The organism is Pseudomonas sp. 9AZ, from assembly GCF_902506525.1.
Taxonomy (GTDB): domain Bacteria; phylum Pseudomonadota; class Gammaproteobacteria; order Pseudomonadales; family Pseudomonadaceae; genus Aquipseudomonas; species Aquipseudomonas peli.
Genome location: NZ_LR733840.1, coordinates 4024652 through 4045241, shown reverse-complemented (window position 1 = coordinate 4045241; position 20590 = coordinate 4024652). Strand labels below are relative to the sequence as shown.

27 protein-coding genes and 1 riboswitch are annotated in these 20590 nt (G+C 62.5%); of the genes, 20 read left to right on the top strand and 7 right to left on the bottom strand.

Going from position 1 to position 20590, the window contains the following annotated elements; all coding sequences use genetic code 11:
* From ALTER154_RS18725 to ALTER154_RS18700, 6 genes are read left to right on the top strand one after another with little or no spacing between them, the layout of a single operon-like run.
* Positions 1–771 (top strand): DUF3450 domain-containing protein, encoded by a 771-nt coding sequence (locus ALTER154_RS18725; protein ID WP_160089346.1) that lies wholly within the window; start codon positions 1–3, stop codon positions 769–771.
* Positions 768–2114 (top strand): MotA/TolQ/ExbB proton channel family protein, encoded by a 1347-nt coding sequence (locus tag ALTER154_RS18720; RefSeq protein WP_160089344.1) that lies wholly within the window; start codon positions 768–770, stop codon positions 2112–2114. The genes ALTER154_RS18725 and ALTER154_RS18720 overlap by 4 nt, the downstream gene beginning before the upstream one ends.
* Positions 2107–2655 (top strand): MotA/TolQ/ExbB proton channel family protein, encoded by a 549-nt coding sequence (locus ALTER154_RS18715; RefSeq protein ID WP_090377279.1) that lies wholly within the window; start codon positions 2107–2109, stop codon positions 2653–2655. The genes ALTER154_RS18720 and ALTER154_RS18715 overlap by 8 nt, the downstream gene beginning before the upstream one ends.
* Before the next feature lie 10 nt (positions 2656–2665).
* Complete coding sequence (locus ALTER154_RS18710) at positions 2666–3076, top strand: biopolymer transporter ExbD (RefSeq protein WP_090255761.1); 411 nt, start codon at positions 2666–2668, stop codon at positions 3074–3076.
* A complete protein-coding gene (locus tag ALTER154_RS18705; protein WP_160089342.1) occupies positions 3076–3759 on the top strand; it encodes an energy transducer TonB in 684 nt (227 codons plus the stop codon). The genes ALTER154_RS18710 and ALTER154_RS18705 overlap by 1 nt, the downstream gene beginning before the upstream one ends.
* 1 nt (position 3760) lies before the next feature.
* A complete protein-coding gene (locus ALTER154_RS18700) occupies positions 3761–4858 on the top strand; it encodes a hypothetical protein (RefSeq protein WP_160089340.1) in 1098 nt (365 codons plus the stop codon).
* Positions 4859–4938: 80 nt separating this feature from the next.
* Here the strand turns inward: ALTER154_RS18700 and ALTER154_RS18695 are convergent, their stop codons facing one another.
* Genes ALTER154_RS18695 through ALTER154_RS18680 form a run of 4 tightly spaced genes read right to left on the bottom strand, consistent with a single transcriptional unit; the run spans position 4939 to position 8083 of the window.
* Entirely contained in the window at positions 4939–5472 is a 534-nt protein-coding gene (locus ALTER154_RS18695) for a DUF3299 domain-containing protein (protein ID WP_160089338.1), read from the bottom strand.
* A 9-nt stretch (positions 5473–5481) separates the two neighbouring features.
* Positions 5482–6747, bottom strand: coding sequence for an ABC transporter permease (locus tag ALTER154_RS18690; RefSeq protein ID WP_160089336.1), 1266 nt, complete (start codon positions 6745–6747; stop codon positions 5482–5484).
* Positions 6748–6749: 2 nt separating this feature from the next.
* A complete protein-coding gene (locus ALTER154_RS18685) occupies positions 6750–7460 on the bottom strand; it encodes an ABC transporter ATP-binding protein (RefSeq protein ID WP_160089334.1) in 711 nt (236 codons plus the stop codon).
* A 47-nt stretch (positions 7461–7507) separates the two neighbouring features.
* Positions 7508–8083, bottom strand: a complete 576-nt coding sequence (locus ALTER154_RS18680) for a DUF2796 domain-containing protein (RefSeq protein WP_160089332.1) — start codon at positions 8081–8083, stop codon at positions 7508–7510.
* 126 nt (positions 8084–8209) lie between these two features.
* On the opposite strand from ALTER154_RS18680, the gene ALTER154_RS18675 reads away from it, so the two are divergent.
* On the top strand, positions 8210–8548 hold the full coding sequence (locus ALTER154_RS18675) for a hypothetical protein (protein WP_160089330.1): 339 nt from the start codon (positions 8210–8212) through the stop codon (positions 8546–8548).
* Positions 8549–8586: 38 nt separating this feature from the next.
* Here ALTER154_RS18675 and trxA read toward each other — a convergent pair whose 3' ends face one another.
* From trxA to ALTER154_RS18660, 3 genes are all read right to left on the bottom strand, one after another.
* Complete coding sequence (gene trxA, locus ALTER154_RS18670) at positions 8587–9459, bottom strand: thioredoxin (RefSeq protein ID WP_160089328.1); 873 nt, start codon at positions 9457–9459, stop codon at positions 8587–8589.
* 71 nt (positions 9460–9530) lie between these two features.
* On the bottom strand, positions 9531–10187 hold the full coding sequence (locus ALTER154_RS18665; protein ID WP_160089326.1) for a methyltransferase: 657 nt from the start codon (positions 10185–10187) through the stop codon (positions 9531–9533).
* A complete protein-coding gene (locus tag ALTER154_RS18660; RefSeq protein ID WP_160089324.1) occupies positions 10184–10639 on the bottom strand; it encodes a YbaY family lipoprotein in 456 nt (151 codons plus the stop codon). The genes ALTER154_RS18665 and ALTER154_RS18660 overlap by 4 nt, the downstream gene beginning before the upstream one ends.
* Positions 10640–10755: 116 nt before the next feature.
* On the opposite strand from ALTER154_RS18660, the gene nrdR reads away from it, so the two are divergent.
* The 13 genes from nrdR (at position 10756) to ALTER154_RS18595 (ending at position 20532) form a co-directional block, all read left to right on the top strand.
* Positions 10756–11220 carry a transcriptional regulator NrdR gene (nrdR, locus tag ALTER154_RS18655; protein ID WP_090255738.1) on the top strand — a complete coding sequence of 155 codons (465 nt, stop codon included), beginning with the start codon at positions 10756–10758 and terminating at the stop codon, positions 11218–11220.
* Positions 11220–12338, top strand: a complete 1119-nt coding sequence (gene ribD / locus ALTER154_RS18650) for a bifunctional diaminohydroxyphosphoribosylaminopyrimidine deaminase/5-amino-6-(5-phosphoribosylamino)uracil reductase RibD (protein WP_160089322.1) — start codon at positions 11220–11222, stop codon at positions 12336–12338. The genes nrdR and ribD overlap by 1 nt, the downstream gene beginning before the upstream one ends.
* 100 nt (positions 12339–12438) lie before the next feature.
* A riboswitch (FMN riboswitch) is annotated at positions 12439–12597 on the top strand.
* Positions 12598–12764: 167 nt separating this feature from the next.
* Positions 12765–13427: a riboflavin synthase gene (locus tag ALTER154_RS18645; RefSeq protein WP_090255733.1), complete on the top strand. Its 663-nt coding sequence runs from the start codon at positions 12765–12767 to the stop codon at positions 13425–13427.
* Between the two features lie 10 nt (positions 13428–13437).
* Positions 13438–14532 (top strand): bifunctional 3,4-dihydroxy-2-butanone-4-phosphate synthase/GTP cyclohydrolase II, encoded by a 1095-nt coding sequence (gene ribBA / locus ALTER154_RS18640; protein WP_160089320.1) that lies wholly within the window; start codon positions 13438–13440, stop codon positions 14530–14532.
* 183 nt (positions 14533–14715) lie between these two features.
* Entirely contained in the window at positions 14716–15192 is a 477-nt protein-coding gene (gene ribE / locus ALTER154_RS18635) for a 6,7-dimethyl-8-ribityllumazine synthase (protein ID WP_090255729.1), read from the top strand.
* The gene (gene nusB, locus ALTER154_RS18630) at positions 15189–15680 is read left to right on the top strand and encodes a transcription antitermination factor NusB (protein WP_169852851.1); all 492 of its coding nucleotides are present in this window, start codon (positions 15189–15191) and stop codon (positions 15678–15680) included. Before ribE ends, nusB begins: the two co-directional genes overlap by 4 nt.
* A gap of 7 nt (positions 15681–15687) precedes the next feature.
* A complete protein-coding gene (gene thiL / locus ALTER154_RS18625) occupies positions 15688–16656 on the top strand; it encodes a thiamine-phosphate kinase (RefSeq protein ID WP_160090221.1) in 969 nt (322 codons plus the stop codon).
* Positions 16649–17179 (top strand): phosphatidylglycerophosphatase A, encoded by a 531-nt coding sequence (locus ALTER154_RS18620; protein WP_160089318.1) that lies wholly within the window; start codon positions 16649–16651, stop codon positions 17177–17179. The genes thiL and ALTER154_RS18620 overlap by 8 nt, the downstream gene beginning before the upstream one ends.
* A 16-nt stretch (positions 17180–17195) precedes the next feature.
* Positions 17196–17924 carry an ABC transporter substrate-binding protein gene (locus ALTER154_RS18615; RefSeq protein ID WP_160089316.1) on the top strand — a complete coding sequence of 243 codons (729 nt, stop codon included), beginning with the start codon at positions 17196–17198 and terminating at the stop codon, positions 17922–17924.
* 17 nt (positions 17925–17941) lie between these two features.
* A complete protein-coding gene (locus ALTER154_RS18610) occupies positions 17942–18589 on the top strand; it encodes a TIGR02281 family clan AA aspartic protease (RefSeq protein WP_160089314.1) in 648 nt (215 codons plus the stop codon).
* A gap of 112 nt (positions 18590–18701) precedes the next feature.
* On the top strand, positions 18702–19322 hold the full coding sequence (gene ribA / locus ALTER154_RS18605) for a GTP cyclohydrolase II (protein ID WP_090255721.1): 621 nt from the start codon (positions 18702–18704) through the stop codon (positions 19320–19322).
* Positions 19319–19735: an MFS transporter gene (locus tag ALTER154_RS18600; protein ID WP_090255718.1), complete on the top strand. Its 417-nt coding sequence runs from the start codon at positions 19319–19321 to the stop codon at positions 19733–19735. Before ribA ends, ALTER154_RS18600 begins: the two co-directional genes overlap by 4 nt.
* Positions 19735–20532, top strand: coding sequence for a cobalamin-binding protein (locus ALTER154_RS18595; protein ID WP_160089312.1), 798 nt, complete (start codon positions 19735–19737; stop codon positions 20530–20532). Before ALTER154_RS18600 ends, ALTER154_RS18595 begins: the two co-directional genes overlap by 1 nt.
* Positions 20533–20590: the final 58 nt, after the last annotated feature.

The window sequence follows — 20590 nt, the reverse complement described above, 5'->3', positions numbered from 1 at the left end:
ATGATCCCTCTGCCGAAGCGCCTGTTGGCAGTCGCTCTGGTTCTGGCCAGTGCGCCTTTAGCGGCGACCCCTCTGGATGTCGCGCTGGATGAAAGTCAGCAATTGGCTGCCGATGCCAAGGCCTCGCAGGCGCGTATCGAGCAGCTCGACGACGCCAGCCGGGAGATGCTCACCGAGTACCGTAACGCATTGCAGCAGGCTGAAGCGTTGCAGGGTTATAACGCTCAATTACGCGAGCTGGTAGCGGCGCAACGCAAAGAGCTTGCTGGCTATCAGCAGCAGCTCGATGGCATCGAGCGCACTCAGGAGGCGGTGACGCCACAGATGCGCCGCATGGTTGAGGTGCTGGGTGAGTTTATTGCCGCTGACTTGCCGTTCCTGCCGGATGAGCGCAGTGATCGTCTGGCTCAGTTGCAGGACTTGCTGCCGCGTGCGGATGTCAGCCTGGCCGAAAAATACCGACGCATCCTCGAGGCGTATCAGGTGGAGAGCGATTACGGCCGCACCCTGGAAGCCTGGCGCGGAGAGCTGCCGAGTGAAGGCACGTCGCGCAGCGTCGAATTCCTCCGTCTGGGGCGCGTGATGCTGTATTTCCAGACCCTTGATGGCCATGAAAGTGGCTGGTGGAACCCGCAAACCCGCAGCTGGCAGATCCTCGACGGCAGCGCTCGACGTCCATTGCGCCAAGCCATTGCGATTGCTCGCCAGGAGCAGGCCCCAGCCGTGCTTGACCTGCCCGTGAAGACCCTGGCGCTGGAGGCCAAGCCATGAATCGTCGTGTTCTCGCGTTTACCCTGGCCCTGCTGCCCGCCCTGGCTGGCGCTGCCGAACCGCTGAGCCCGGATCAACTGCTGCAACGTATTCGTAGCGAGCGCGCGGCTGAAGTCAGCGCCATGCAAAGCCGCGAGCAGGCCTTTATTGCCGAGCGTGGCGAGCGTGCCCAACTGTTGGCCACTGCGCGCAGCGCCCTGGCCACACAGAAGGCCGAAGCCGAACGACTGAAGGCTGAGTTTGACCGCCAGGAAGCCGAATTGGCCGAGCAGGAAAAACTCCTTAGCCAGCGTGCCGGCCACCTCGGCGAGTTGTTTGGCGTGGTCCGCCAGAGTGCCGGTGATGTTGCCGGCCAGTGGCAGGACAGCCTGCTCAATGCTCAGTACCCCGAGCGCCTAGCGCGTCTCAAGGCGCTAGCCGAAAGCCGTACGCTGCCCTCGGCAGCCGACCTCGATGGCTACTGGATGCTGCTGCTCGAAGACCTCACCGCCAGTGGTCGGGTTGAACAGCTGCAACTGCCGGTAGTGGCTGCCGACGGCACGCGTAATCCGCAGGATGTGCTGCGGGTCGGCGCGTTCTCCGCCTACGCTGCCGATGCCTTCCTGCGTTATGACGCCGATGCCGGCGAGCTGCTGGCGCCGCCGCGTCAGCCGTCTGGTTTGGGTCAGGTTGTGGATTATCTGGACAGCAGCGCCGCAGTCGCCAGTCTGCCGGTTGATCCAAGCCGCGGCACCTTGCTGGCGCAGTTGCAGCGTGAGCCCGGTCTGTGGGATCGCGTGCAGCAGGGCGGCCTGGTCGGCTGGGTGATTCTGGTCCTCGGTGCGTTCGGTCTGCTGCTGGCGATCTGGCGCATGGTCTACCTGACCCGCGTAGGCCGTGGCGTCAGCGCGCAGATGCATGACTTGAGCGCACCGCGTGCCGACAACCCGCTGGGGCGGATCATCGGTGTGCTGGGTCCCAAACCGCAGCTGGCTGATCTGGAAACCCTGGAGCTGAAGCTCGACGAGGCAATCCTGCAGGAAACCCCACCGCTGGAAAAAGGCCAGGGCCTGCTCAAACTGCTCAGCGCCGTGGCGCCGCTGCTCGGTCTGCTTGGCACCGTGACCGGCATGATCGTCACCTTCCAGGCGATTACCCAGGGCGGTGGTGGCGATTCGCGACTGATGGCCGATGGCATCTCGCAAGCGCTGGTGACCACGGTGTTGGGCCTGGTGGTGGCGATTCCGCTGCTGTTCCTGCACACCCTGCTGGCCAGTCGCAGCAAGGGCCTGATTCAGCTGCTGGAGCAGCAAAGCGCTGGGCTGATTGCCCTGCACCTGTCCGGGGCGCCGCGCCGTGACTGATTGGCTGGCGCTATGGTTGCGCCTAGTGGACAGCGGCCATGCCCTGCTCGACTTCATGAGCGCCGGTGGCGTGGTGATGTGGGCGTTGGCGGGCCTGTGCGTGGTGTTCTGGACCCTGGTGTTCGAGCGCTTCTGGTACATGCGCCGGGTATTTCCGGAGTGGGTCAGCGAGCGCCGTCAGGCCTGGCAGCAGGTACTGAGTGACGACACCGGTAACTGGCAGCGCGCAGTGCGCAGTGCCTGGTTGGCCCAGGCGCAACAGCACCTGCTCGGCCCGCTGCGCCTGAGCAAGACCCTGGTGGCGATGTACCCGCTGCTGGGCTTGCTTGGCACGGTCAGTGGCATGGTCGCGGTGTTCGACGTGCTGGCCATCAACGGCACCGGTAACCCGCGCGGCATGGCGGCCGGGGTCTGGCAGGCGACTCTGCCGACCATGGCCGGCATGGTCTTGGCGATTAGTGGATTGTTCAGCCTGGCGCGCCTCGAACGCGATGCACGCCGGGCTCTAGAGCGGCTGGCTGACCAGCTGCGTCACGACTGAGATTCGACACATGAGAATGCGCCGTCACCACCAGCAAGACGAAGACACTGGCATCGACCTGACGCCGATGCTCGACGTGGTTTTCATCATGCTGATCTTCTTTATCGTCACCAGCTCCTTTATCAAGGAAGCCGGCGTCGAAGTGCAGCGGCCCCAGGCAGAAACCGCCAGCCCGCAGGACAAAGGCAATATCCTTATCGCCATCACCGCCGATGGGCAGGTGTGGATGGACAAGAAAGTCGTCGATGTACGCAGCGTGCGTGCGCACGTAGAGCGCATGCGCGTCGACCAGCCGGACGGCGCCGTGGTGGTGCAAGCCGATCAGGACGCGCGTACCGGCCTGGTGGTGCAGGTGATGGATCAGGCGCGCCTGGCCGGAGTACATGACGTGGCTCTGGCCGCTACGGCGGGAGCGCTTTGATGCGTTTGCCACTGTCCTTTGTCGCGGCCTGTGTGATGGCGCTGGCGCTGTTCGGCCTGATGCTTTACATGGTCGCGCCGCCCAGCAGCAAGCCGAGTGAGGAACCGCTGACGGTGGCCAATTTCGTCCGTCTTGACGGCGACTCCAGCGACACCGCGACGCGTACCCGCCAGCAGGCACCGCAGCCGCCGCAAGCACAAACGCCGCAAACCCCGACACCGCCAACGCCGATGGCTGCTACCCCAAGCGCCAACCTACCGGCCCTGGACTTGCCGGTGCCGAGCCTGAGCAGCGGCATCGCCGTCAACAGCGCGCCGACGCCGAGTTTGACTGGTCTGGCAGCGGGTGCCTCGGCGCCAAGCGCGCCGGCCCCGAGCGATGCCGGTGGTCAGCCGGGCGGCCCGGAAAGTGAAGTGATGCCGCTCAACGATGTCAGCCCGGAATACCCGCGCTACGCTCTGCAGCGAGGCATTGAAGGGCATGTGAAGCTGGCGTTCACCATCAACCGCGCAGGTGCGGTAGAAAACGTGCGCGTCATCGAAGCCAGCCCGCAGAACGTGTTTGAGCGCGAAGCCCGCCGCGCCGCCGTGCGCTGGAGGTTTGCGCCGCGCACCGAAGGCGGTCTGGCGGTGGCCCGTGAAGCGGTGAAAACCCTGTACTTCCGCCTGGAAGGAGCTCGCTGATATGTATCGTCTACTGCTGCTGATCGCGCTGTACGGCGCTGGTGCTGCGCAGGCGGCTGGGCAGAGTGTTGATCCGGGCGTGTTTCGCGCGCTGGATACGGCGCAGACCGCACAGAAGAAGGGGGACTACGCGGCCGCGCGCCGCGCTCTGGATGCTGCCAAGGGCACGCCGGGTAGCCTGGAAGAAGCGTTGCTGTGGCGCAGCCGCGGTTATCTGGCCTGGGCCGAAGGGCAGAATGCTCAGGCCATCGAGCTGCTGGAAAAGGTACTGAAGAGCGGCAAGCTGGACGCCGAGCTGCAGGCCGCTGAAGAGCTGAACCTGGCCCGTCTAAACCTGGTCGAGCGCCGCTACGCCCAGGTGGTGACCCTGCTGGCCCCGGGGCAGACTAACGCCAATGAAGAGGTGCTGCAGATGCTGGTGCAGGCCTACCAGGGCCTCGGTCAGCCGGCCAAGGCGCTGCCGTTGGCCGAGCGTTATGTGCAGGCTAATCCGCAGGCTGCCGACAGCTGGTTGCAGTTTCTCGTCGCAATGAACGCTGATCTGAAGAAGTACGCTGCCGCTGAGCGCTGGCAGCGCCAGTTGCTCGCGCGCCAGCCGAATAACGCCCAGGGCTGGCGTCAGCTGGCAGCCTTGCAGCAGCTGAGCGGCAGTCACGACAAATCGCTGGCTACCTTGCGCGCGGCGTATCAGAAGGGCCTGCGCTTCAATGAAAGTGAACTGGACAACCTGGTGCTGCTGGCGGGCGCTGCCGATCAACCCTGGCAGGGCGCCAAGCTGCTTGCCGGGATGCTCGACCAAGGCCTGTTGCCGCGCACCAGTGCCCGCGAGGAGCGGCTGGGGCTGCTCTGGTGGCAGGCGCGTGAGCGCAGCAAATCGGCGCAGGTATTCCGCGAGCTGGCGCAGCGCTCGGGCAGTGCCAAGCACTGGCTGCACCTGGCCCAGCTGGAGCTGGAGCAGGCGCGCTGGCAGGCCGGGCTCGACGCCCTGGCAAAGGCCGAACGAGCCGGCGCCGAACGCAGCAAAGTGCGCGCCTGGCGCCAGTGGGCGGAAAGCGAGCTGAGTTATCAGCGTGACAAGCGGATCGCCAGCGCCGGCTGATCGACTGCCGGCTGGTTACGTCCAATAAAAAAGCCAGACTCGAAGTCTGGCTTTTTTCTGGCTGGTCGCCGCGTAGTGTCTCAGCTGTCCGGCAGCTCATAGGCGTAGATCTTTTCCGCCTCCATCTGATAACCGGCTTCGGCCAGCTCGCTGCTGGTCTGCTCGACCTTAAGTGGGCCCTCGATCCAGAACGGCTGATACAACGCATCGAGCAGCACACCCAGCTCGCTGGTGACATGTACGATTTGGTTCGACGGCGGTGGCGGCACGTGGATGCACGCACCGAAGTACGGCACCAAGAGGAACTCGGTCACCCGGCCTTCATCGGTGACATCCAGCGGTACGATATATCCCGGCAGTTTTACCGATTGGCCATCCAGCGCCTGCACCACCGGCGCTGCGGGCGATTGCTGCATGGACGCCGGGCCTGCTTCATTCTGTGAGCCGGCGAGTGCGTCGGCCAGCTGCGAGAGGTCATGAATCGGTGCCGGCTCAACGACTTGCGGCGGCGCATCGGCTGGGACCATTTCCGACCAGGTCAGCTCGCGCACCTCGGCAGCCGCCAGGGGCATGGCCAGGGTGAGCAGCAGGGTGGCGAGCAGGGAGCGGTGCATGCAAGAGCCTCATAAACGGATCGATAAGCCATCGGCCAGGGATTGGCGGTACGCGCGCCAGGCCGGTACACATCCCATCAACAGGGCGGCGCTCAGAATAGCGCCGAGCAGCGTCCACTCATAGCGGGTTGGCAGATTCAGTGGCAGGTACAGGCCGTAATTCGCCTGCACATAACCCTGCGCTCCGGCGATGCCCAGGTACAGCAACAGCAAACCGAGCAGCACGCCGGCCAGGGCCAGGGCAAAGGCTTCGACGATCAGCAGGCTGGCGATATGCCAGGGCCGCGCGCCGACCGAGCGCAGAATCGCCATCTCGCGGCGGCGCTCGTTAAGGCTGGTTAGAATCGCCGTAAGCATGCCGATCAGCCCGGTCAGCACCACGAACAGTGAAACCACGAACAGCGCCTTCTCGGCGGTGCCCATCAGGCTCCACAGCTCCTGCAGCGCGACTCCGGGGAGGATTGCCAGCAGCGGCTCGCCGCGAAATTCGTTGATCTCGCGTTGCAAGCTGAAGGTGGCGATCTTGCTGTTCAGGCCGAGCATGGCGGCGGTGATCTGCTTGGGTTGCAGGTCCATCGCCCGCGCCTGCTCAGCACTGACCTTGGCCGCGCCGCGTGCGGGCATGCCGTTTTGCCAGTCGACATGCAGGGCCTCCATACCGGCCAGGGAAATATGCAGGGTGCGGTCCACCGGTGTGCCGGTGCGTTTGAGGATGCCGACCACCTTGAACGGTTTGTCGTCATGCTTGACCAAGCTGATGGTGGCCACGCCATGGGCCAGTACCAGCTCCTGATCGAGCTGGTAGTTGAGCGCTTGCGCGACTTCCGCGCCGAGCACCACTTCGAACGGGTCATCGGCAAAGGTACGACCACTGCTCAGCTGCAGCGGTTGGCTGCGGGCATAACGGTAGTGTTCGAAATACGCCGGGCTGGTGCCCATCACCCGGTAGCCACGGTGCGAATCGCCGAGTGAGATCGGGATGGCCCATTTGACCTGACGGTGCTGGGCTAACTGCTCGAAGCTGTCCCAGCGAATATTGTTGGTGGCGTTGCCGATGCGGAATACCGAATACAGCAGCAGGTTCACGCTGCCCGAGCGCGCGCCGACGATCAGGTCGGTGCCGCTGATGGTATTGGCAAAGCTGGCGCGGGCTTCGGTGCGCACCCGCTCGACCGCGAGCAACAAGCACACAGACAGCGCGATGGCGAACACCGTCAGCCACGCAGTAAAGCGGCGGTTGCCCAGGCTGGCCAGGGCGAGACGCAGTAGATACATCGTTAAATCTCCGCCAGACGGGTGGCTTTGTTCAGCTCGGCCAACGACAGGCTGCGGTCGAATAAGCGCGCCAGGCTCTGGTCGTGGCTGACAAACAGCAGGCTGGAGCCGGCCTCGCGGCATTCGGCGAACAGCAGTTCGAGAAAGGCTTCGCGGGCATCGGCATCCAGCGCCGAGGTGGGTTCGTCGGCGATCACCAGCTCTGGCTGACCGATCAGCGCACGCGCAGCCGCCACACGCTGCTGCTGGCCAATCGATAGGTCACCGGCGCGGCGTTGCAGCAATTCCGGCTGGTGCAAACCCAGGTGGGCGAGCAGGGCGTTGGTGGCCTTGGCCACGCTGCCATGGCGCTGCACAGCACGGCTGGCGCGCAGTTTGGAAAAATGACACGGCAACTCGACGTTCTCGCGCACCGAGAGAAACGGCAGCAGGTTGAACTGCTGGAAGATGTAGCCGGTGTGATCGACCCGGAAGCGGTCGCGGGCGCTGGCGGACAGCGTGCTCAGGTCCTGGTCGAGTAGCTGGATGCTGCCACGGTTGGGCTTCTGTACACCGCCGAGCAGGCCGAGCAGGGTGGTCTTGCCGCTGCCGCTGGGGCCTTTGAGAAACAGGCTTTCGCCGCGTTGCAGGGTGAACGCGTCGATGTCCAGCAACTCGGGCTGGCCGGGCCAGGCAAAGCCGAGGTTGGACAGGTGGATCAGGGCTGAACTCATAAAGTAAGCGGCCGGGTTACCCCGGCCGTTCTGCTGCAAAAAGGTGGTTAGAAACTCAGGGTCGGCTGCGCGGGCGTCAGCTCCAGGCCCTGCTGGCCATTCGGGCCGATCAGTTGTACCTGAATTTTCTCGGTGGCGGGGAAGCGCTTGAACAGTTCGCCGAGGTTAAGTTGTTTCAATTCTTCAGGCTTCTGGCAGTCGAGTGTGTAGTGCGCGTGGATATCACTGTGCTCGCTGTCATGGTCGTGGTGTTCTTCGTGCTTATGCTCAGCAAACAGCGGGCTTTCCAGCTCCTGCTTGCTGATCTGGCAATCGCCCGCGTTCAGGCCGAACAGCGGCTGCGGTTGTTCCAGCTGGCTGCGTGCGGCGGCAACCTTGGCTTTGTCAGCGTCGCTCTTGGCAGCATGCTCGAAGCCCACCAGGTTCATCGCCGGGCTTTCCAGTTGCAGCTCCAGCACCTTGCCGTCGAGTACCACGTTGAGTTGCGCGGCGCCGTGCTCGTGAGCGTCCAGGCTGCCGTGCTCGGCGTGATCATGCGCGTGGTCATGTTCATGGCTGTGTTCGGCCGCGAGGGCGGCCAGGGGCAGTAAGGCAAACGGCAGGGCAAGTAGCAGGCGGCGCATGGTGATCTCCGATCAGAAGTTAATGCTTGTTACGTTATAACAATTTTTTAGCGTCTATGACCAGCCTTGCTTGGCGGCCTGCAGTGGACGTGGGAGCATGGCGGCTGATTAGCTGAGGGCAGAGTGATGGTGCGAATTCGTGGGCAGATCGGTGCCTGGCCGGTGGACCTAACGGTTGAGCTGGATGCGCAGGACTGGGCGCAGCTGGCTCAGCACGTAAGCCTTGAAACGCCTGCAGCCCCCGCAGCCGCTGTCGCGCCTGTGGCCAATGATGCGCTGTGGCAAACCACGCTGGAGTTGCTGCGCCAGGCGGGGCAGATCGACGGGCCGCAGCTGCTCGGGCAATTGGCTGGGCTGGCGGGTGGTGAGGCAGCGGGCAAACGCCTGCTGGTGCGGCTGCGCCATTGCGCACAGGCGCGCGTTGAAACCGGCGTCGATGCGCCGATTTACCACTGGGTGGGCTAGTTCACGTCGATGGGGTTACCCATCGACGCGGGTAGAAATTAGTAAATTGCTTGGTACAGCTTGCGCCGGTAAGCGGTGACCAGAGGATGGTCATTGCCCAGCAGGTCGAAGACCTGCAATAGGGTCTTGTGCGGCAGGCCGTCGGCGTAGCTGCGGTTGCGAATAAACAGCGTCAGCAGGGCGTCCAGCGCTGATTCGTAGTGCTGGCGCGCCAGTTGTTGAATCGCCAACTGGTAGCTGGCTTCATCGTCGTCGGCATGTTGCGCTAAACGGGTTTTCAGGCTGGCCACATCTGGCAGCTCACTGGCCTGGCGCAGGAAAGTCAGCTGCGCGCGGGCACCGGCCAGCGCCTGTTTGTGTTCATCGCCTTTTACCGCGCCCAGCACGGCTTCAGCCTCACCCAGCTCGCCGCGCTCAGCCAGGCAGCGTGCATAGAGAATCAGCGCGGCCGCGTGTTCATTGTTTTCCGTCAGCAGCACTTTGAGCAGCGCTTCGGCATCGGCAAAGCGGCCTTCGCTGAATAGTGCCTGCGCGGCTTCCATTGGGTCAGCGGCGGCTGGTGCCGGCTCGGCCACATGAGGCTTGAGCATTTCGCGAATCGCCGACTCTGGTTGCGCGCCCGCAAAGCCATCCACCGGCTGGCCATTCTTGAACAGCACCACGGTCGGTAGGCTGCGGATGCCGAAGCGGGCAACGATGTCCTGCTCGATATCGCAGTTGACCTTGGCCAGCAGCAACTCGCCGTTATATTCCTCGGTGATCTTCGCCAGCAGCGGCATCAGTGCCTTGCAGGGCGCGCACCATTCCGCCCAGAAATCCACCAGCACCGGCTTCTGGAAGGAGTTCTCGATCACCAGCTGTTCGAAGCTGGCGCTGCCTGCGATATCAACGATGTAAGGGGACGTGCTCATGATCGGTCTCGGCGATGCGAAAAATGGGATGGACTATAAATGCGGGCTAGGGCTGGCGGATACAAGGGCTGCTAGCTGCGTTCGGTGTGGTACAGGCTGACATGACGAAACTCAGCCGGCTCCGCCAGGTCCGGCCAGGTGCAGGCTTCGAGTATGCCGAGGCGCTGGTATAGCGGGTGCTGAAAGTCGCGCACGCGTGAATCTGCCACCAGCGCCTCACGCCCGCGACTGAGGAACTGGTCGAGCAGCGGCAGGTTGGCACGGTCGTAGAGCACGTCGGCGACGATAATCAGGTCGAAGCGGTCAGCCTCGGCAAAGAAGTCTGCGGAGTAGCTCAGCTGCACATTGTTGAGTGCGGCATTCGCCTGACAGGATGCAAGCGCTAATGGGTCAAGGTCACAGGCCACTACTTCCAGCGCGCCGGCTTTGGCTGCAGCAACCGCCGCCACACCTGAGCCCGCACCGAAATCCAGCACGCGCTTGCCGCGCACCCACTCAGGGTGCTCGGCCAGCCAGCGCGCCAGGACCAGTCCGCTGGCCCAGCAGAAGCACCAGTAGGGCGGTTCTTCAAGGATCAGGCGGGTTTCTTCCGGGCTGAAGCAGCGGTCCATGTTCGCCGGGTCGATCAGCCACAGCTTGATCTCCGTGCCGGGCAGGGTTTGCGCGCTGAGCTGGGCGTCACCCAGCAGTTCGCTGAGCGCAGCCTGCAGGGCGGCCGGTGCTGTCATGGCGCAGGTACCAGGCGCAACGCCCCGAGGTTCTGGGTTTCGCCGCGGGCAATCGGTTGCTCGGGCAGGCGCAGAATCAGCTGGCCAGCCTGATTGGCGCGGCCATGCAGCTCGATACGGCTGTGTTTATTGAAGGTTTCCGGGTTGAACGGCAAGCGAAACGCCAGCGGGTTGCCGGTACCGCGCAGTTGGATATTGCCCAGCAGCGTTTGCGGCCGGCCGCGTTGATCGACTGCCAGCAGGGCCAGCTCGACATCCGCTTCATTGGGCACATTCAACAGACTGCCGCTCAGCTCGCGTTGATAAGCAGGCAGAGGCTTGGCTTCGGCCGGTGTAGGCGTCGGCGTCTGCACGGTGGGTTTTGCGGGTGGCGGGCTGTCGCTGGCACAGGCCGTCAGCAAAGCGATCAGGCTTACGAGAATCAGCGGTTGTAACGGCGTGGGGGCTTTCATGGAAGGTCTCAACTGCGCTGGTTTACATGGGCGCCTGTATACCGCAAACCCCTCGGCTTGTCTTGCCTGCGGGATGCGCTACCATGGCTACCTTCGTTCTAAGGCTGGCCTTATTTATGCACTGTCCCTTCTGCGGTGCCAATGACACCAAAGTGATCGACTCGCGCCTGGTTGCCGAGGGCGAGCAGGTGCGTCGTCGGCGTGAATGCCTGGCCTGTGAAGAGCGTTTCACCACCTTTGAAACCGCTGAGCTGGTGATGCCGCGCCTGATCAAGCAGGACGGCAGCCGCCAGCCTTTCGATGAAGACAAGCTGCGTGCCGGCATGCAGCGTGCGCTGGAGAAGCGCCCGGTGAGTATCGAGCGCCTCGAAGCCGCAATTGCCCACATCAAGCACAAGCTGCGCGCCACTGGCGAACGCGAGATCAAGTCGCTGGTGCTCGGTGAGCTGGTGATGGGCGAGCTGCAGAAGCTCGACGAAGTGGCCTATATCCGCTTTGCCTCGGTGTACAAGCGCTTTCAGGACCTCAACGAATTCCGCGAGGAAATCGACCGACTGTCCCGCGAACCCATCAAAGGTTGATGATGACTTCAGATCACGCCTGTATGGCGCGCGCGCTGGAACTGGCCCGTAAAGGCTTGTACTCCACTCACCCTAATCCGCGCGTGGGCTGCGTGATCGTGCGTGGCGGGCGTATCGTCGGCGAAGGCTGGCATGCCCGAGCCGGTGAACCGCATGCGGAAGTGCACGCGCTGCGTCAGGCAGGCGACAAGGCTCGTGGCGCAACGGCCTACGTCACGCTGGAACCCTGCAGCCACCATGGGCGCACACCGCCGTGTGCCGATGCCTTGATCAATGCCGGCGTTGCCCGTGTGGTGGCGGCTATGCAGGATCCCAATCCACAAGTCGGTGGTGATGGCCTGCTGCGCTTGATGCATGCCGGTATCGCGGTGCAGAGCGGCGTGCTGGAAGCCGAGGCGCGGGCGCTGAATGCCGGCTTTATCAAACGGATGGAGAAGGGCTTGCCGTTTGTGCGGGTCAAGCTGGCCATGAGTCTGGACGGGCGCACCGCCATGGCCAGTGGCGAAAGCCAGTGGATCACCGGGCCCGCCGCCCGAGCGGCGGTTCAGCGGCTGCGCGCGCGCGCCAGCGTGGTGTTGACCGGCGCCGACACGGTGCTGGCCGATGATGCCCGGCTGACGGTACGCCCTGACGAGCTGGGCCTTGGGGCAGAACTGAGTGCGCTGGCGCAGGCGCGACCACCCCTGCGGGTGCTGGTTGATGGACGCCTGCGGGTACCGCTCAGCGTGCCGTTCTTTCAGGCTGGCGCTGCGCTCGTGGCGACGTGCGCAGCGGCTTCGGCGCGTGATCGCTATCTGGACGATGGACACGAACTATTGGCTGTGCCCGGCAGTAACGGGCATGTTGACCTGCGTCGTCTGCTGGTCGAGCTGGCCAATCGTGGTGCCAACGAAGTACTGGTGGAAGCCGGGCCGCGGTTGGCCGGGGCGTTTGCCCGTCTGGGCCTGGTGGATGAGTACCAGCTGTTTGTCGCGCCCAAGCTGCTGGGGTCCAGCGCGCGGCCGCTGCTTGACCTGCCGTTGGCGCGAATGGCCGATGCGCCAGCGTTGAAAATTGTTGAGATGCGCGCAGTCGGTGATGATTGGCGGATTATCGCGGTGCCACAGCCGGTTGTTTAACCAGCCGTTATCCGCAATGGCCCGCCATTCAGGCGGTCGTTTGCCGGTGCAGGGCGCGTGCAATATGTGGTAAAACGCGTCTCGGCTGCGCAAGCGGCCGTAACGTTCTCAGGGCGGGGTGTAATTCCCCACCGGCGGTAATGGCTGCACAGCCTAGCCCGCGAGCGCTTGCCCGGTGGCGTAAACCGCTTGGCAAGGTCAGCAGACCCGGTGTGATTCCGGGGCCGACGGTTAAAGTCCGGATAAAGAGAGAGCGGGATTGCCTCAAGAAGGCGCGTTCAGGCGTGCCTCGAAATCCCTATCGATCAATCACGCCCTGTTTTTTATAAAACAGGAGTTGGTCTAGATGTCTGATTTTTATTCCAAGCCTCAGGCTACTGGCGTTGTGCGCCAGTGCTTTGCTGTGGCTGCGATACAGGGGGTGGCATGTTTACCGGCATAATCGAAGCTATTGGCAGTATCCGTGCCCTGACACCTAAGGGTGGCGATGTGCGGGTGTATGTGGAAACCGGCAAGCTTGACCTTGCAGACGTCAAGCTGGGCGACAGCATTGCGGTCAACGGCGTGTGCCTGACTGCAGTTGAGTTGCCCGGCGATGGTTTTTGGGCTGATGTCAGCCGCGAAACCTTGGCTCGTACCGCGTTTATCGACTTCAAGGCCGGTAGTAAGGTCAACCTGGAAAAGGCCCTGACACCCACCAGCCGCTTGGGTGGTCACTTGGTCAGTGGGCATATTGACGGTGTTGGTGAGATCGTCTCGATGGCGGAGAATGCCCGGGCGTGGCAATTCACCATTCGTGCACCACGCGAACTGGCCAAGTACATTGCCCACAAAGGCTCGATCACCGTCGACGGCACGAGCCTGACCGTCAATGCGGTCAACGGCGCCGAATTTGAGCTGACCATCGTGCCGCACACCCTGGCCGAAACCATCATGCTCGACTACCGCCCTGGCCGTCAGGTCAACCTCGAAGTGGATCTGCTCGCGCGTTACCTGGAGCGCCTGTTGCTCGGTGACAAAGCCGCTGAACCTGCCGCCTCGGGCCTGACCGCCAGTTTTCTTGCCGAACACGGCTACCTGAATAAGTGAGATCGCCCGCATGGCCTTGAATACTGCAGCAGAACTGATCGAAGACATCCGCGCCGGCAAGATGGTCATCCTGATGGATGACGAGGATCGTGAGAACGAAGGCGACATCATCATTGCCTCGGAATGCGTCACCGCCGAGCACATCAACTTCATGGCCCGCTTCGCTCGCGGCCTGATCTGCATGCCCATGACCCGTGAGCGCTGTGAGCTGCTTAAGCTGCCGCTGATGGCGCCGCGCAACGGCTCTGGTTTCGGCACCAAATTCACGGTGTCGATTGAGGCCGCCGAAGGCGTGACGACCGGTATTTCCGCCGCTGACCGTGCGCGAACTGTGCAGGCTGCGGTGGCGCGGAATGTGACCGCCGACGATATCGTCAGCCCTGGCCACATCTTTCCCTTGATGGCTCAGCCTGGTGGCGTGCTGGCTCGTGCCGGGCACACTGAAGCGGCCTGTGACCTGGCGCGCATGGCCGGGTTCGAGCCGAGCGGAGTGATCTGCGAGATCATGAACGACGACGGCACCATGGCTCGTCGCCCGGAGCTGGAAGTGTTTGCTGAGCAGCACGGCCTGAAGATTGGCACCATCGCTGACCTGATCCACTACCGGCTGATCCACGAGCGCACTGTGCAGCGTGTCAGCGAACAGACGATCGACAGCGAGCTGGGCCAGTTCAACCTGGTCAGCTACCGCGATGACCTGGATGACAGCGTGCACATGGCCCTGACCCTGGGCGCCATCTGCGCCGAGACCCCGACCCTGGTGCGCGTGCACAACGCCGATCCGCTGCGTGACTTGCTGATGGTCAAGCAGGCTGGACGGTGGAGCTTGCGTGCGGCCATGGCCGAAGTGGCCAAGTCCGGCAGCGGTGTGGTGCTGTTGCTGGGTAATCCGATCAATGGTCCGGAGCTGCTGGCTCAACTGGAGCGCAGCCAGGGGGCGGAAAGCAAGTCAGCCAGCCCGGCGACCTACAGTACGGTGGGTGCCGGCTCACAGATTCTGCGTGACCTTGGCGTGCGTAAGATGCGCTTGCTCAGCTCGCCGATGAAGTTCAACGCGATATCCGGTTTCGACCTGGAAGTTGTAGAATACCTGCCCGCTGAATAACGACCGCCGCGCTACTGCGCATGGATACACGGCGTTGCAAACAGGTTTGGTTTGTCCTTTACCTCGGTAAATGTCGCGGCCTTACCTGTTCCGCCTCACCTGTCCTGCGCTCGCTACGCGCTGTTCCGTTGGGCTATAACTTTTTTGCCCCCTGGCTCTTTAACGCTATATGAGAATTGTTTTATGACCCTGAAGACCATCGAAGGTACTTTTATCGCCCCCAAGGGCCGTTTTGCTCTGGTTGTCGGCCGTTTCAACAGCTTCGTTGTTGAAAGCCTGGTCAGCGGTGCGGTGGATGCACTGGTGCGCCATGGTGTGAGCGAAAGCGACATCACCCTCATTCGCGCGCCGGGTGCCTTCGAGATTCCGCTGGTCGCGCAGAAGGTCGCCCAGCGCGGTGACTTCGACGCCATCATCGCCCTCGGTGCGGTCATCCGTGGCGGCACTCCGCACTTCGAGTACGTGGCAGGCGAGTGCACCAAGGGTCTGGCTCAGGTGTCCATGGAATTCGGCGTGCCGGTTGCATTCGGTGTTCTGACTGTCGACTCCATCGAGCAAGCCATTGAGCGCTCCGGCACCAAGGCCGGCAACAAGGGTGCGGAAGCAGCACTGTCCGCCCTGGAAATGGTCAGCCTGCTGGCGCAGTTGGAGGCCAAGTGAGCCAGCACGACGGTAACGGGCAGCAGCCTCAAGCACCCAAAAAAGGCCCCAGCACCAAGACGCTGGCGCGCCGTCAGGCACGTACGTTGGCCATGCAGGCGCTGTATTCCTGGCATATGGCAGGCCAGTCGCTGAACGAGATCGAAGCACAGTTCCGTGTCGACAATGATTTCACGGCGGTGGACGGTGCCTACTTCCATGAAATCCTGCACGGCGTGCCGCGGCAGAAAACCGAGATTGATGGCGCGTTCGAGTCGCTGCTTGATCGTCCGCTGGATGAGATCGATCCGGTTGAACTGTCGATCCTGCGCTTGTCGACCTTCGAGCTGAAAAACCGCATCGATATTCCTTATCGCGTGGTGATCAACGAAGGCATCGAGCTGGCCAAGGTGTTTGGTGCAACCGACGGACACAAGTTCGTCAATGGTGTGCTGGACAAGCTGGCACCGCGCCTGCGCGCGGATGAAGTTCGCGCTAACAAGCGTTAAGCCTGTTTTGGGTGAGTTCGAGCTGATCCGTCATTACTTCGCCGCTGCGTCTTGTGCGCAGGCCGGCGAAGGCGTGGCATTGGGGATCGGCGACGATTGTGCCTTGTTGCAGGTGCCGGTCGGCGAGCAGCTGGCCATTTCTACTGACACCCTGGTTGCTGGGGTGCATTTCCCTGAATCGGCTGACCCGTTTCTGCTGGCGCAACGTGCGCTGGGCGTATCGATCAGCGATCTGGCCGCGATGGGCGCGACGCCTGTTGGCTTTACCCTGGCCTTGACCCTGCCCAGTGCTGATGCCGACTGGCTGCAGGCGTTCGCCTCCGGTCTGGACCGGATGGCCCAGCAGTGCGCCATCCGCCTGATCGGTGGTGATACCACCCGGGGGCCTTTGAGCCTCACGCTGACCGTGTTTGGCCGCGTGCCGGCTGGCATGGCGCTGACCCGCAAAGGTGCGCAGGTCGGTGATCTGCTCTGCGTTGGTGGTGAGTTGGGTGATGCTGCGGGGGCCTTGCCACTGGTGCTGGGGCAACGGGAAGCCGAGCCCGCAGTGGCCGAGCCGTTGCTGGCGCGCTACTGGTCACCTATGCCGCAGCTCGACTTGGGCCAGGCACTGCGCGGCAAAGCGACGGCTGCATTGGATATCTCCGATGGCTTGCTGGCCGATTGTGGTCATATCGCCGCCGCCTCTGGCGTAGCGTTAATCATCGAGCAGGCGCGGGTGCCGATGTCTGCCGCCCTGTTGGCCTTTGCGGGTGAGTCAGCGTCGCGCCAGTGCGCATTGAGCGGTGGCGATGATTACCTCCTGGCATTTACCCTGCCGACGGCCCATCTGGCTGATTTACAGCAAGCCGGTTGGCCGGTACGTGTTATTGGTCGTGTTGTGGCCGGTGAGGGCGTTACCCTGCTGGACGCGCAAGGTCAGCCCGTAAAGCTGCCGTTTAGCGGCTATCAACATTTTGGACGTGTCAGTGACTGATCATCCCAAGCAAGTTCCCGCCGAGTTCGTACCACCTTCGGTATGGCGCAACCCCTGGCATTTCCTGGCCTTTGGCTTTGGCTCTGGTACTTTGCCGAAAGCTCCGGGCACCTGGGGGTCGCTGGTGGCGCTGCCCTTCATGCCGTTGTTTCAGATGCTGCCCGACTGGGGTTACTGGCTGATGCTTGGCATCACCATGTTGTTTGGCTTCTGGCTATGCGGCAAAGTGGCAGATGACCTGCGGGTGCATGACCATGAAGGTATCGTCTGGGACGAAATGGTCGGCATGTGGATTACGCTTTGGTTAGTCCCCGACGGCTGGGGCTGGCTGCTGCTAGGCTTTTTATTGTTCCGTGTGTTCGACATCCTCAAACCGTGGCCGATTCGTTGGATTGATCGGCATGTGCATGGCGGTGTCGGCATCATGCTTGATGACGTACTTGCCGGTGTGTTTGCCTGGGTGGCTCTGCAACTGATTGTCTGGGGTTGGGGCAATGGGCTGGCCGCTGCGCTGGGCTGGTAATCAGAAGGGATTGAAAATGGGCCGCTGCTGTCGGTGGTTGCTGTGGCTGGTGATAAGCGCTGTCAGCGGGCCGCTGTGCGCCGTTGAGCTTACGCAGATCCGTATAGCCAGTGACACCTGGGAAGGCCGCACTCATCCTGATGGCAGCGGTATGGTGTGGGAGATTTTCCGCACGGTGTTCGAGCCTGCTGGCGTGAGGCTGGATATCCAGACGGTCCCTTACACCCGCTCCATTGGTCTCGTGCAGCGCGGCGCTGCCGATGCCTGGGTGGGTTCTTACCTTAACGAAGTCGAGCAAGGCGTGTTCTATCCGCGCTGGAACTACGACTTCGATCAGATTTCTGCACTGGGCTTGCTGGACAAACCCATCCCGACCCAGCAGTCCCTAGGCGAATTCCGCCTGGCCTGGATGCGCGGTTATGAATACCAGCGCTATCTGCCAAATTTGCACCAGTACCGCGAAGTGCTGCGTCGCGGCGGTATCCTACGTATGTTGGACATGGGCCATGTGGATTTCTATATCGATGCCCTGGCCGAAGTTGACGATGTATTGCGCACGACCAGCCAGCCTGAGCGCTACCGTGTTACTCAGCTGACCGACCTGCCGACTTACCTGGGTTTTGCCGATACGCCGCGTGGCCGGGCGCTGGCTGAGCTGTTCGATAAACGCATGGACAGCCTGGTGGCGGACGGCAGCCTACGGCCTATTTTTCAGCGCTGGCAGCAACCATATCCATTTGACTAACTTGTGCGAGACGCTCCATGTACGCCTTGAAAGTACTGTTGTTGAGCCTGCCGTTGCTGCTGAGCAGTGGTGTCATGGCGGCCACCCAGGTACGGGTTGTCGGCCTGTTCCCTGGCGCTGCGGTGTTGAATGTCGATGGCCAGCGCAAGCTGGTCAAGGTCGGTCAGGTTGGCCCAGGTGGAGTCATGGTGGTCAGTGCTGATAGCCGTGGCGCGGTGTTGCGTGTTGATGGCGTGGAGCGCAGCTACAGCTTGAGTCGTGAGTACAGCGATGGCTTTGCCGAAGCCCAGAAGAAACAGCTCAGTGTGGCCAAGGGCATCGGTGGGCATTACTGGATTGCAGGTTCGGTCAATGGTCAGTCTATCCAGTTCCTGGTGGACACCGGCGCCACTTCGGTGGCCCTGAATGATGAGCATGCGCGCCGTCTGGGGATCGATTACCGGGTGATGGGTTCGCCTTTGCAAGTCAACACTGCCAGCGGTACTGCGCGCGGTTGGCGCGTGACGCTGGATCGGGTGAAGGTTGGTGAGCTGGAAGTGCTGGGCGTTGATGCGGTGGTGTTGGAAGGCGGCTCGCCGACCGAGGCGCTGCTTGGCATGAGCTTTCTCGGTCGCGTTGGCTGGAAGGTTGAACAGGATGTGCTGGTGCTGGAGTCCAAATACTAGCTCTTGCGTAGGTTCGATTCTTATCATCAGTAATTCAAGCTAAGCGGCTGCCAGGGCCTGCTGTTACAATGCCGGCCTGATTATTCCTGCCCATTTTCTTTAGGAGCATCCGGTGTCCGTCGTGTTTGTCGCCGCCTCCCAGTTGCCTACGCCTTTTGGCGTGTTCACCATGCATGGCTTCCTCGAAGAGGCCACAGGCAAGGAACATGTAGCCCTGACCTTTGGTGATGTGGCCGATGGCGCGCCCGTACTGGGCCGTTTGCACTCCGAATGCCTGACGGGCGATGCGCTGTTCAGTTTGCGTTGCGACTGCGGTTTCCAGCTCGAAGCGGCGCTGCGTGCGATTGCCCATGAAGGCCGCGGTGTCCTGCTCTACCTTCGTCAGGAAGGCCGTGGCATCGGCCTGCTGAACAAGATCCGCGCCTATGAGCTGCAGGATGGCGGCGCGGATACCGTAGAAGCCAATGAGCGCTTGGGCTTTGGCGCGGATCAGCGTGACTACGCCATCTGCTTGCCGATGCTCGATCACTTGGGTATCAGCCAGCTCAAGCTGATGACTAACAACCCGCGCAAGGTCAAGGCGCTGGGCGATATGGGCATCAATGTGGCGACCCGTGTGCCGTTGCAGATCGACCACAACCCGCACAACCAAAAGTATCTCGCGACCAAGGCCGGCAAACTCGGGCATATGCTCGGCAGCCTGCACCAGGGCGAGGTTGAGGAAAGCCTGTGACGCGCGGCCAGGTGCGCCGTCGACTGGCGCTGGAGTGGTGGCGGCAACTGGCCGTGACCCTGGCGCCATTGTTCGTGCTCAATCTGCTGTTTGGCGCCGAACAGAAAACCGGTCTATTGACCATGCCACTGTTTATCGCCGGCCTGGCCTCAATGTTTGTCAGCCTGCCGCTGTTCAGTGGCTACAAGCGCGCGCTGGTGGCCACGGAACAAGCGCTCGACACTGCCGCTGAACACGATGCCTGGCTGGAACTGGCGCGTGTTCGCCGCCTGGCCTTTCTCGGCGCAGCGTTGCCAGCCTGGGTTGCCGCTATCGCAGTCTTCGCCGGTCTGGAAGCGATCCCGCTGATCCTTCTCGCGATTTCCAGCATCGTTCTGCTGTACCTCTATCGTATTCCACGCCAACTAGGCTGATGCGCGCTGCCACTCTCTGTGTGCTGCTGTTGCTGGCGTTACCCGCAGCAGCCGTCGAGCGGGTGGTCACCCTGGCACCTTCCCTAACTGAAATCATGCTGGAGCTGGATGCGGGCGAACTCTTGGTTGGCCTGCTGGATGGCGGTGAGCGCCCGGCAGCGGTGGCGCAACTGCCTTCGGTGGGCCGCTATGGCCAGCTTGAGCTGGAAAGCGTGCTCAAATTGCAGCCTGACCTGGTGCTGCTCTGGCCTGACAGCATTAGCCGTGCGCAACGTCAGCAGCTAGAGCGCATCGGGATTCCCCTGCTGATTGTGGAACCGCGCAAACTGGCTGATCTGGCGGAGAACTTCGTCGAAGTCGGCGCGCGTATCGGTCGCCTCGACAAGGGCCGGGCGCTGCAACAGCAATTCAATAACGGCCTATCCTCACTGCGTCAGCGCTATCAGCGTGAACAGCCTTTGCGGCTGTTCTATCAGATCTGGGATACGCCGCTGTACACCATCGGCGGCGAGCAGATTATCAGTGATGCTCTGCGTATCTGTGGCGCCGAGAATGTCTTTGCCGAACTCACCTTGCCGGCGCCGCAGGTCAGTGTGGAAGCGGTGCTGCAAGCAAACCCCGAGGTGATTCTGGCCAGTGTGCAAGAGCAGCTGGACGCCTGGCGCATCTGGCCAGGCGTGGCGGCGGTTGAGCGTAAGCAGCTGTGGCTGGTGCCGGATGCGGGACTGGAGCGGCCAAGCTTTCAGATGCTGGGGGCGGTGGGGCGGTTGTGTGAGGTGTTGAGCGAGGCTCGCTAAGAAAAACCCCGCACTCAGGCGGGGTCTCTAGGGCGCTATTGAGCGGATAGTGGCTAAC

Coding starts and splice junctions, on each gene's coding strand:
- ALTER154_RS18705 (WP_160089342.1), top strand. CDS start 3,076: ATGCGTTTGCCACTGTCCTTTGTCGCGGCCTGTGTGATGGCGCTGGCG.
- ALTER154_RS18610 (WP_160089314.1), top strand. CDS start 17,942: ATGTACGCCTTGAAAGTACTGTTGTTGAGCCTGCCGTTGCTGCTGAGC.
- ALTER154_RS18615 (WP_160089316.1), top strand. CDS start 17,196: ATGGGCCGCTGCTGTCGGTGGTTGCTGTGGCTGGTGATAAGCGCTGTC.
- ribBA (WP_160089320.1), top strand. CDS start 13,438: ATGGCCTTGAATACTGCAGCAGAACTGATCGAAGACATCCGCGCCGGC.
- ALTER154_RS18675 (WP_160089330.1), top strand. CDS start 8,210: ATGGTGCGAATTCGTGGGCAGATCGGTGCCTGGCCGGTGGACCTAACG.
- ALTER154_RS18665 (WP_160089326.1), bottom strand. CDS start 10,187: ATGACAGCACCGGCCGCCCTGCAGGCTGCGCTCAGCGAACTGCTGGGT.
- ALTER154_RS18710 (WP_090255761.1), top strand. CDS start 2,666: ATGAGAATGCGCCGTCACCACCAGCAAGACGAAGACACTGGCATCGAC.
- ALTER154_RS18645 (WP_090255733.1), top strand. CDS start 12,765: ATGTTTACCGGCATAATCGAAGCTATTGGCAGTATCCGTGCCCTGACA.
- ribD (WP_160089322.1), top strand. CDS start 11,220: ATGATGACTTCAGATCACGCCTGTATGGCGCGCGCGCTGGAACTGGCC.
- ribE (WP_090255729.1), top strand. CDS start 14,716: ATGACCCTGAAGACCATCGAAGGTACTTTTATCGCCCCCAAGGGCCGT.
- ALTER154_RS18720 (WP_160089344.1), top strand. CDS start 768: ATGAATCGTCGTGTTCTCGCGTTTACCCTGGCCCTGCTGCCCGCCCTG.
- ALTER154_RS18595 (WP_160089312.1), top strand. CDS start 19,735: ATGCGCGCTGCCACTCTCTGTGTGCTGCTGTTGCTGGCGTTACCCGCA.
- ALTER154_RS18700 (WP_160089340.1), top strand. CDS start 3,761: ATGTATCGTCTACTGCTGCTGATCGCGCTGTACGGCGCTGGTGCTGCG.
- ALTER154_RS18690 (WP_160089336.1), bottom strand. CDS start 6,747: ATGTATCTACTGCGTCTCGCCCTGGCCAGCCTGGGCAACCGCCGCTTT.
- ALTER154_RS18695 (WP_160089338.1), bottom strand. CDS start 5,472: ATGCACCGCTCCCTGCTCGCCACCCTGCTGCTCACCCTGGCCATGCCC.
- trxA (WP_160089328.1), bottom strand. CDS start 9,459: ATGAGCACGTCCCCTTACATCGTTGATATCGCAGGCAGCGCCAGCTTC.
- ALTER154_RS18685 (WP_160089334.1), bottom strand. CDS start 7,460: ATGAGTTCAGCCCTGATCCACCTGTCCAACCTCGGCTTTGCCTGGCCC.
- ALTER154_RS18725 (WP_160089346.1), top strand. CDS start 1: ATGATCCCTCTGCCGAAGCGCCTGTTGGCAGTCGCTCTGGTTCTGGCC.
- nrdR (WP_090255738.1), top strand. CDS start 10,756: ATGCACTGTCCCTTCTGCGGTGCCAATGACACCAAAGTGATCGACTCG.
- ALTER154_RS18660 (WP_160089324.1), bottom strand. CDS start 10,639: ATGAAAGCCCCCACGCCGTTACAACCGCTGATTCTCGTAAGCCTGATC.
- ALTER154_RS18680 (WP_160089332.1), bottom strand. CDS start 8,083: ATGCGCCGCCTGCTACTTGCCCTGCCGTTTGCCTTACTGCCCCTGGCC.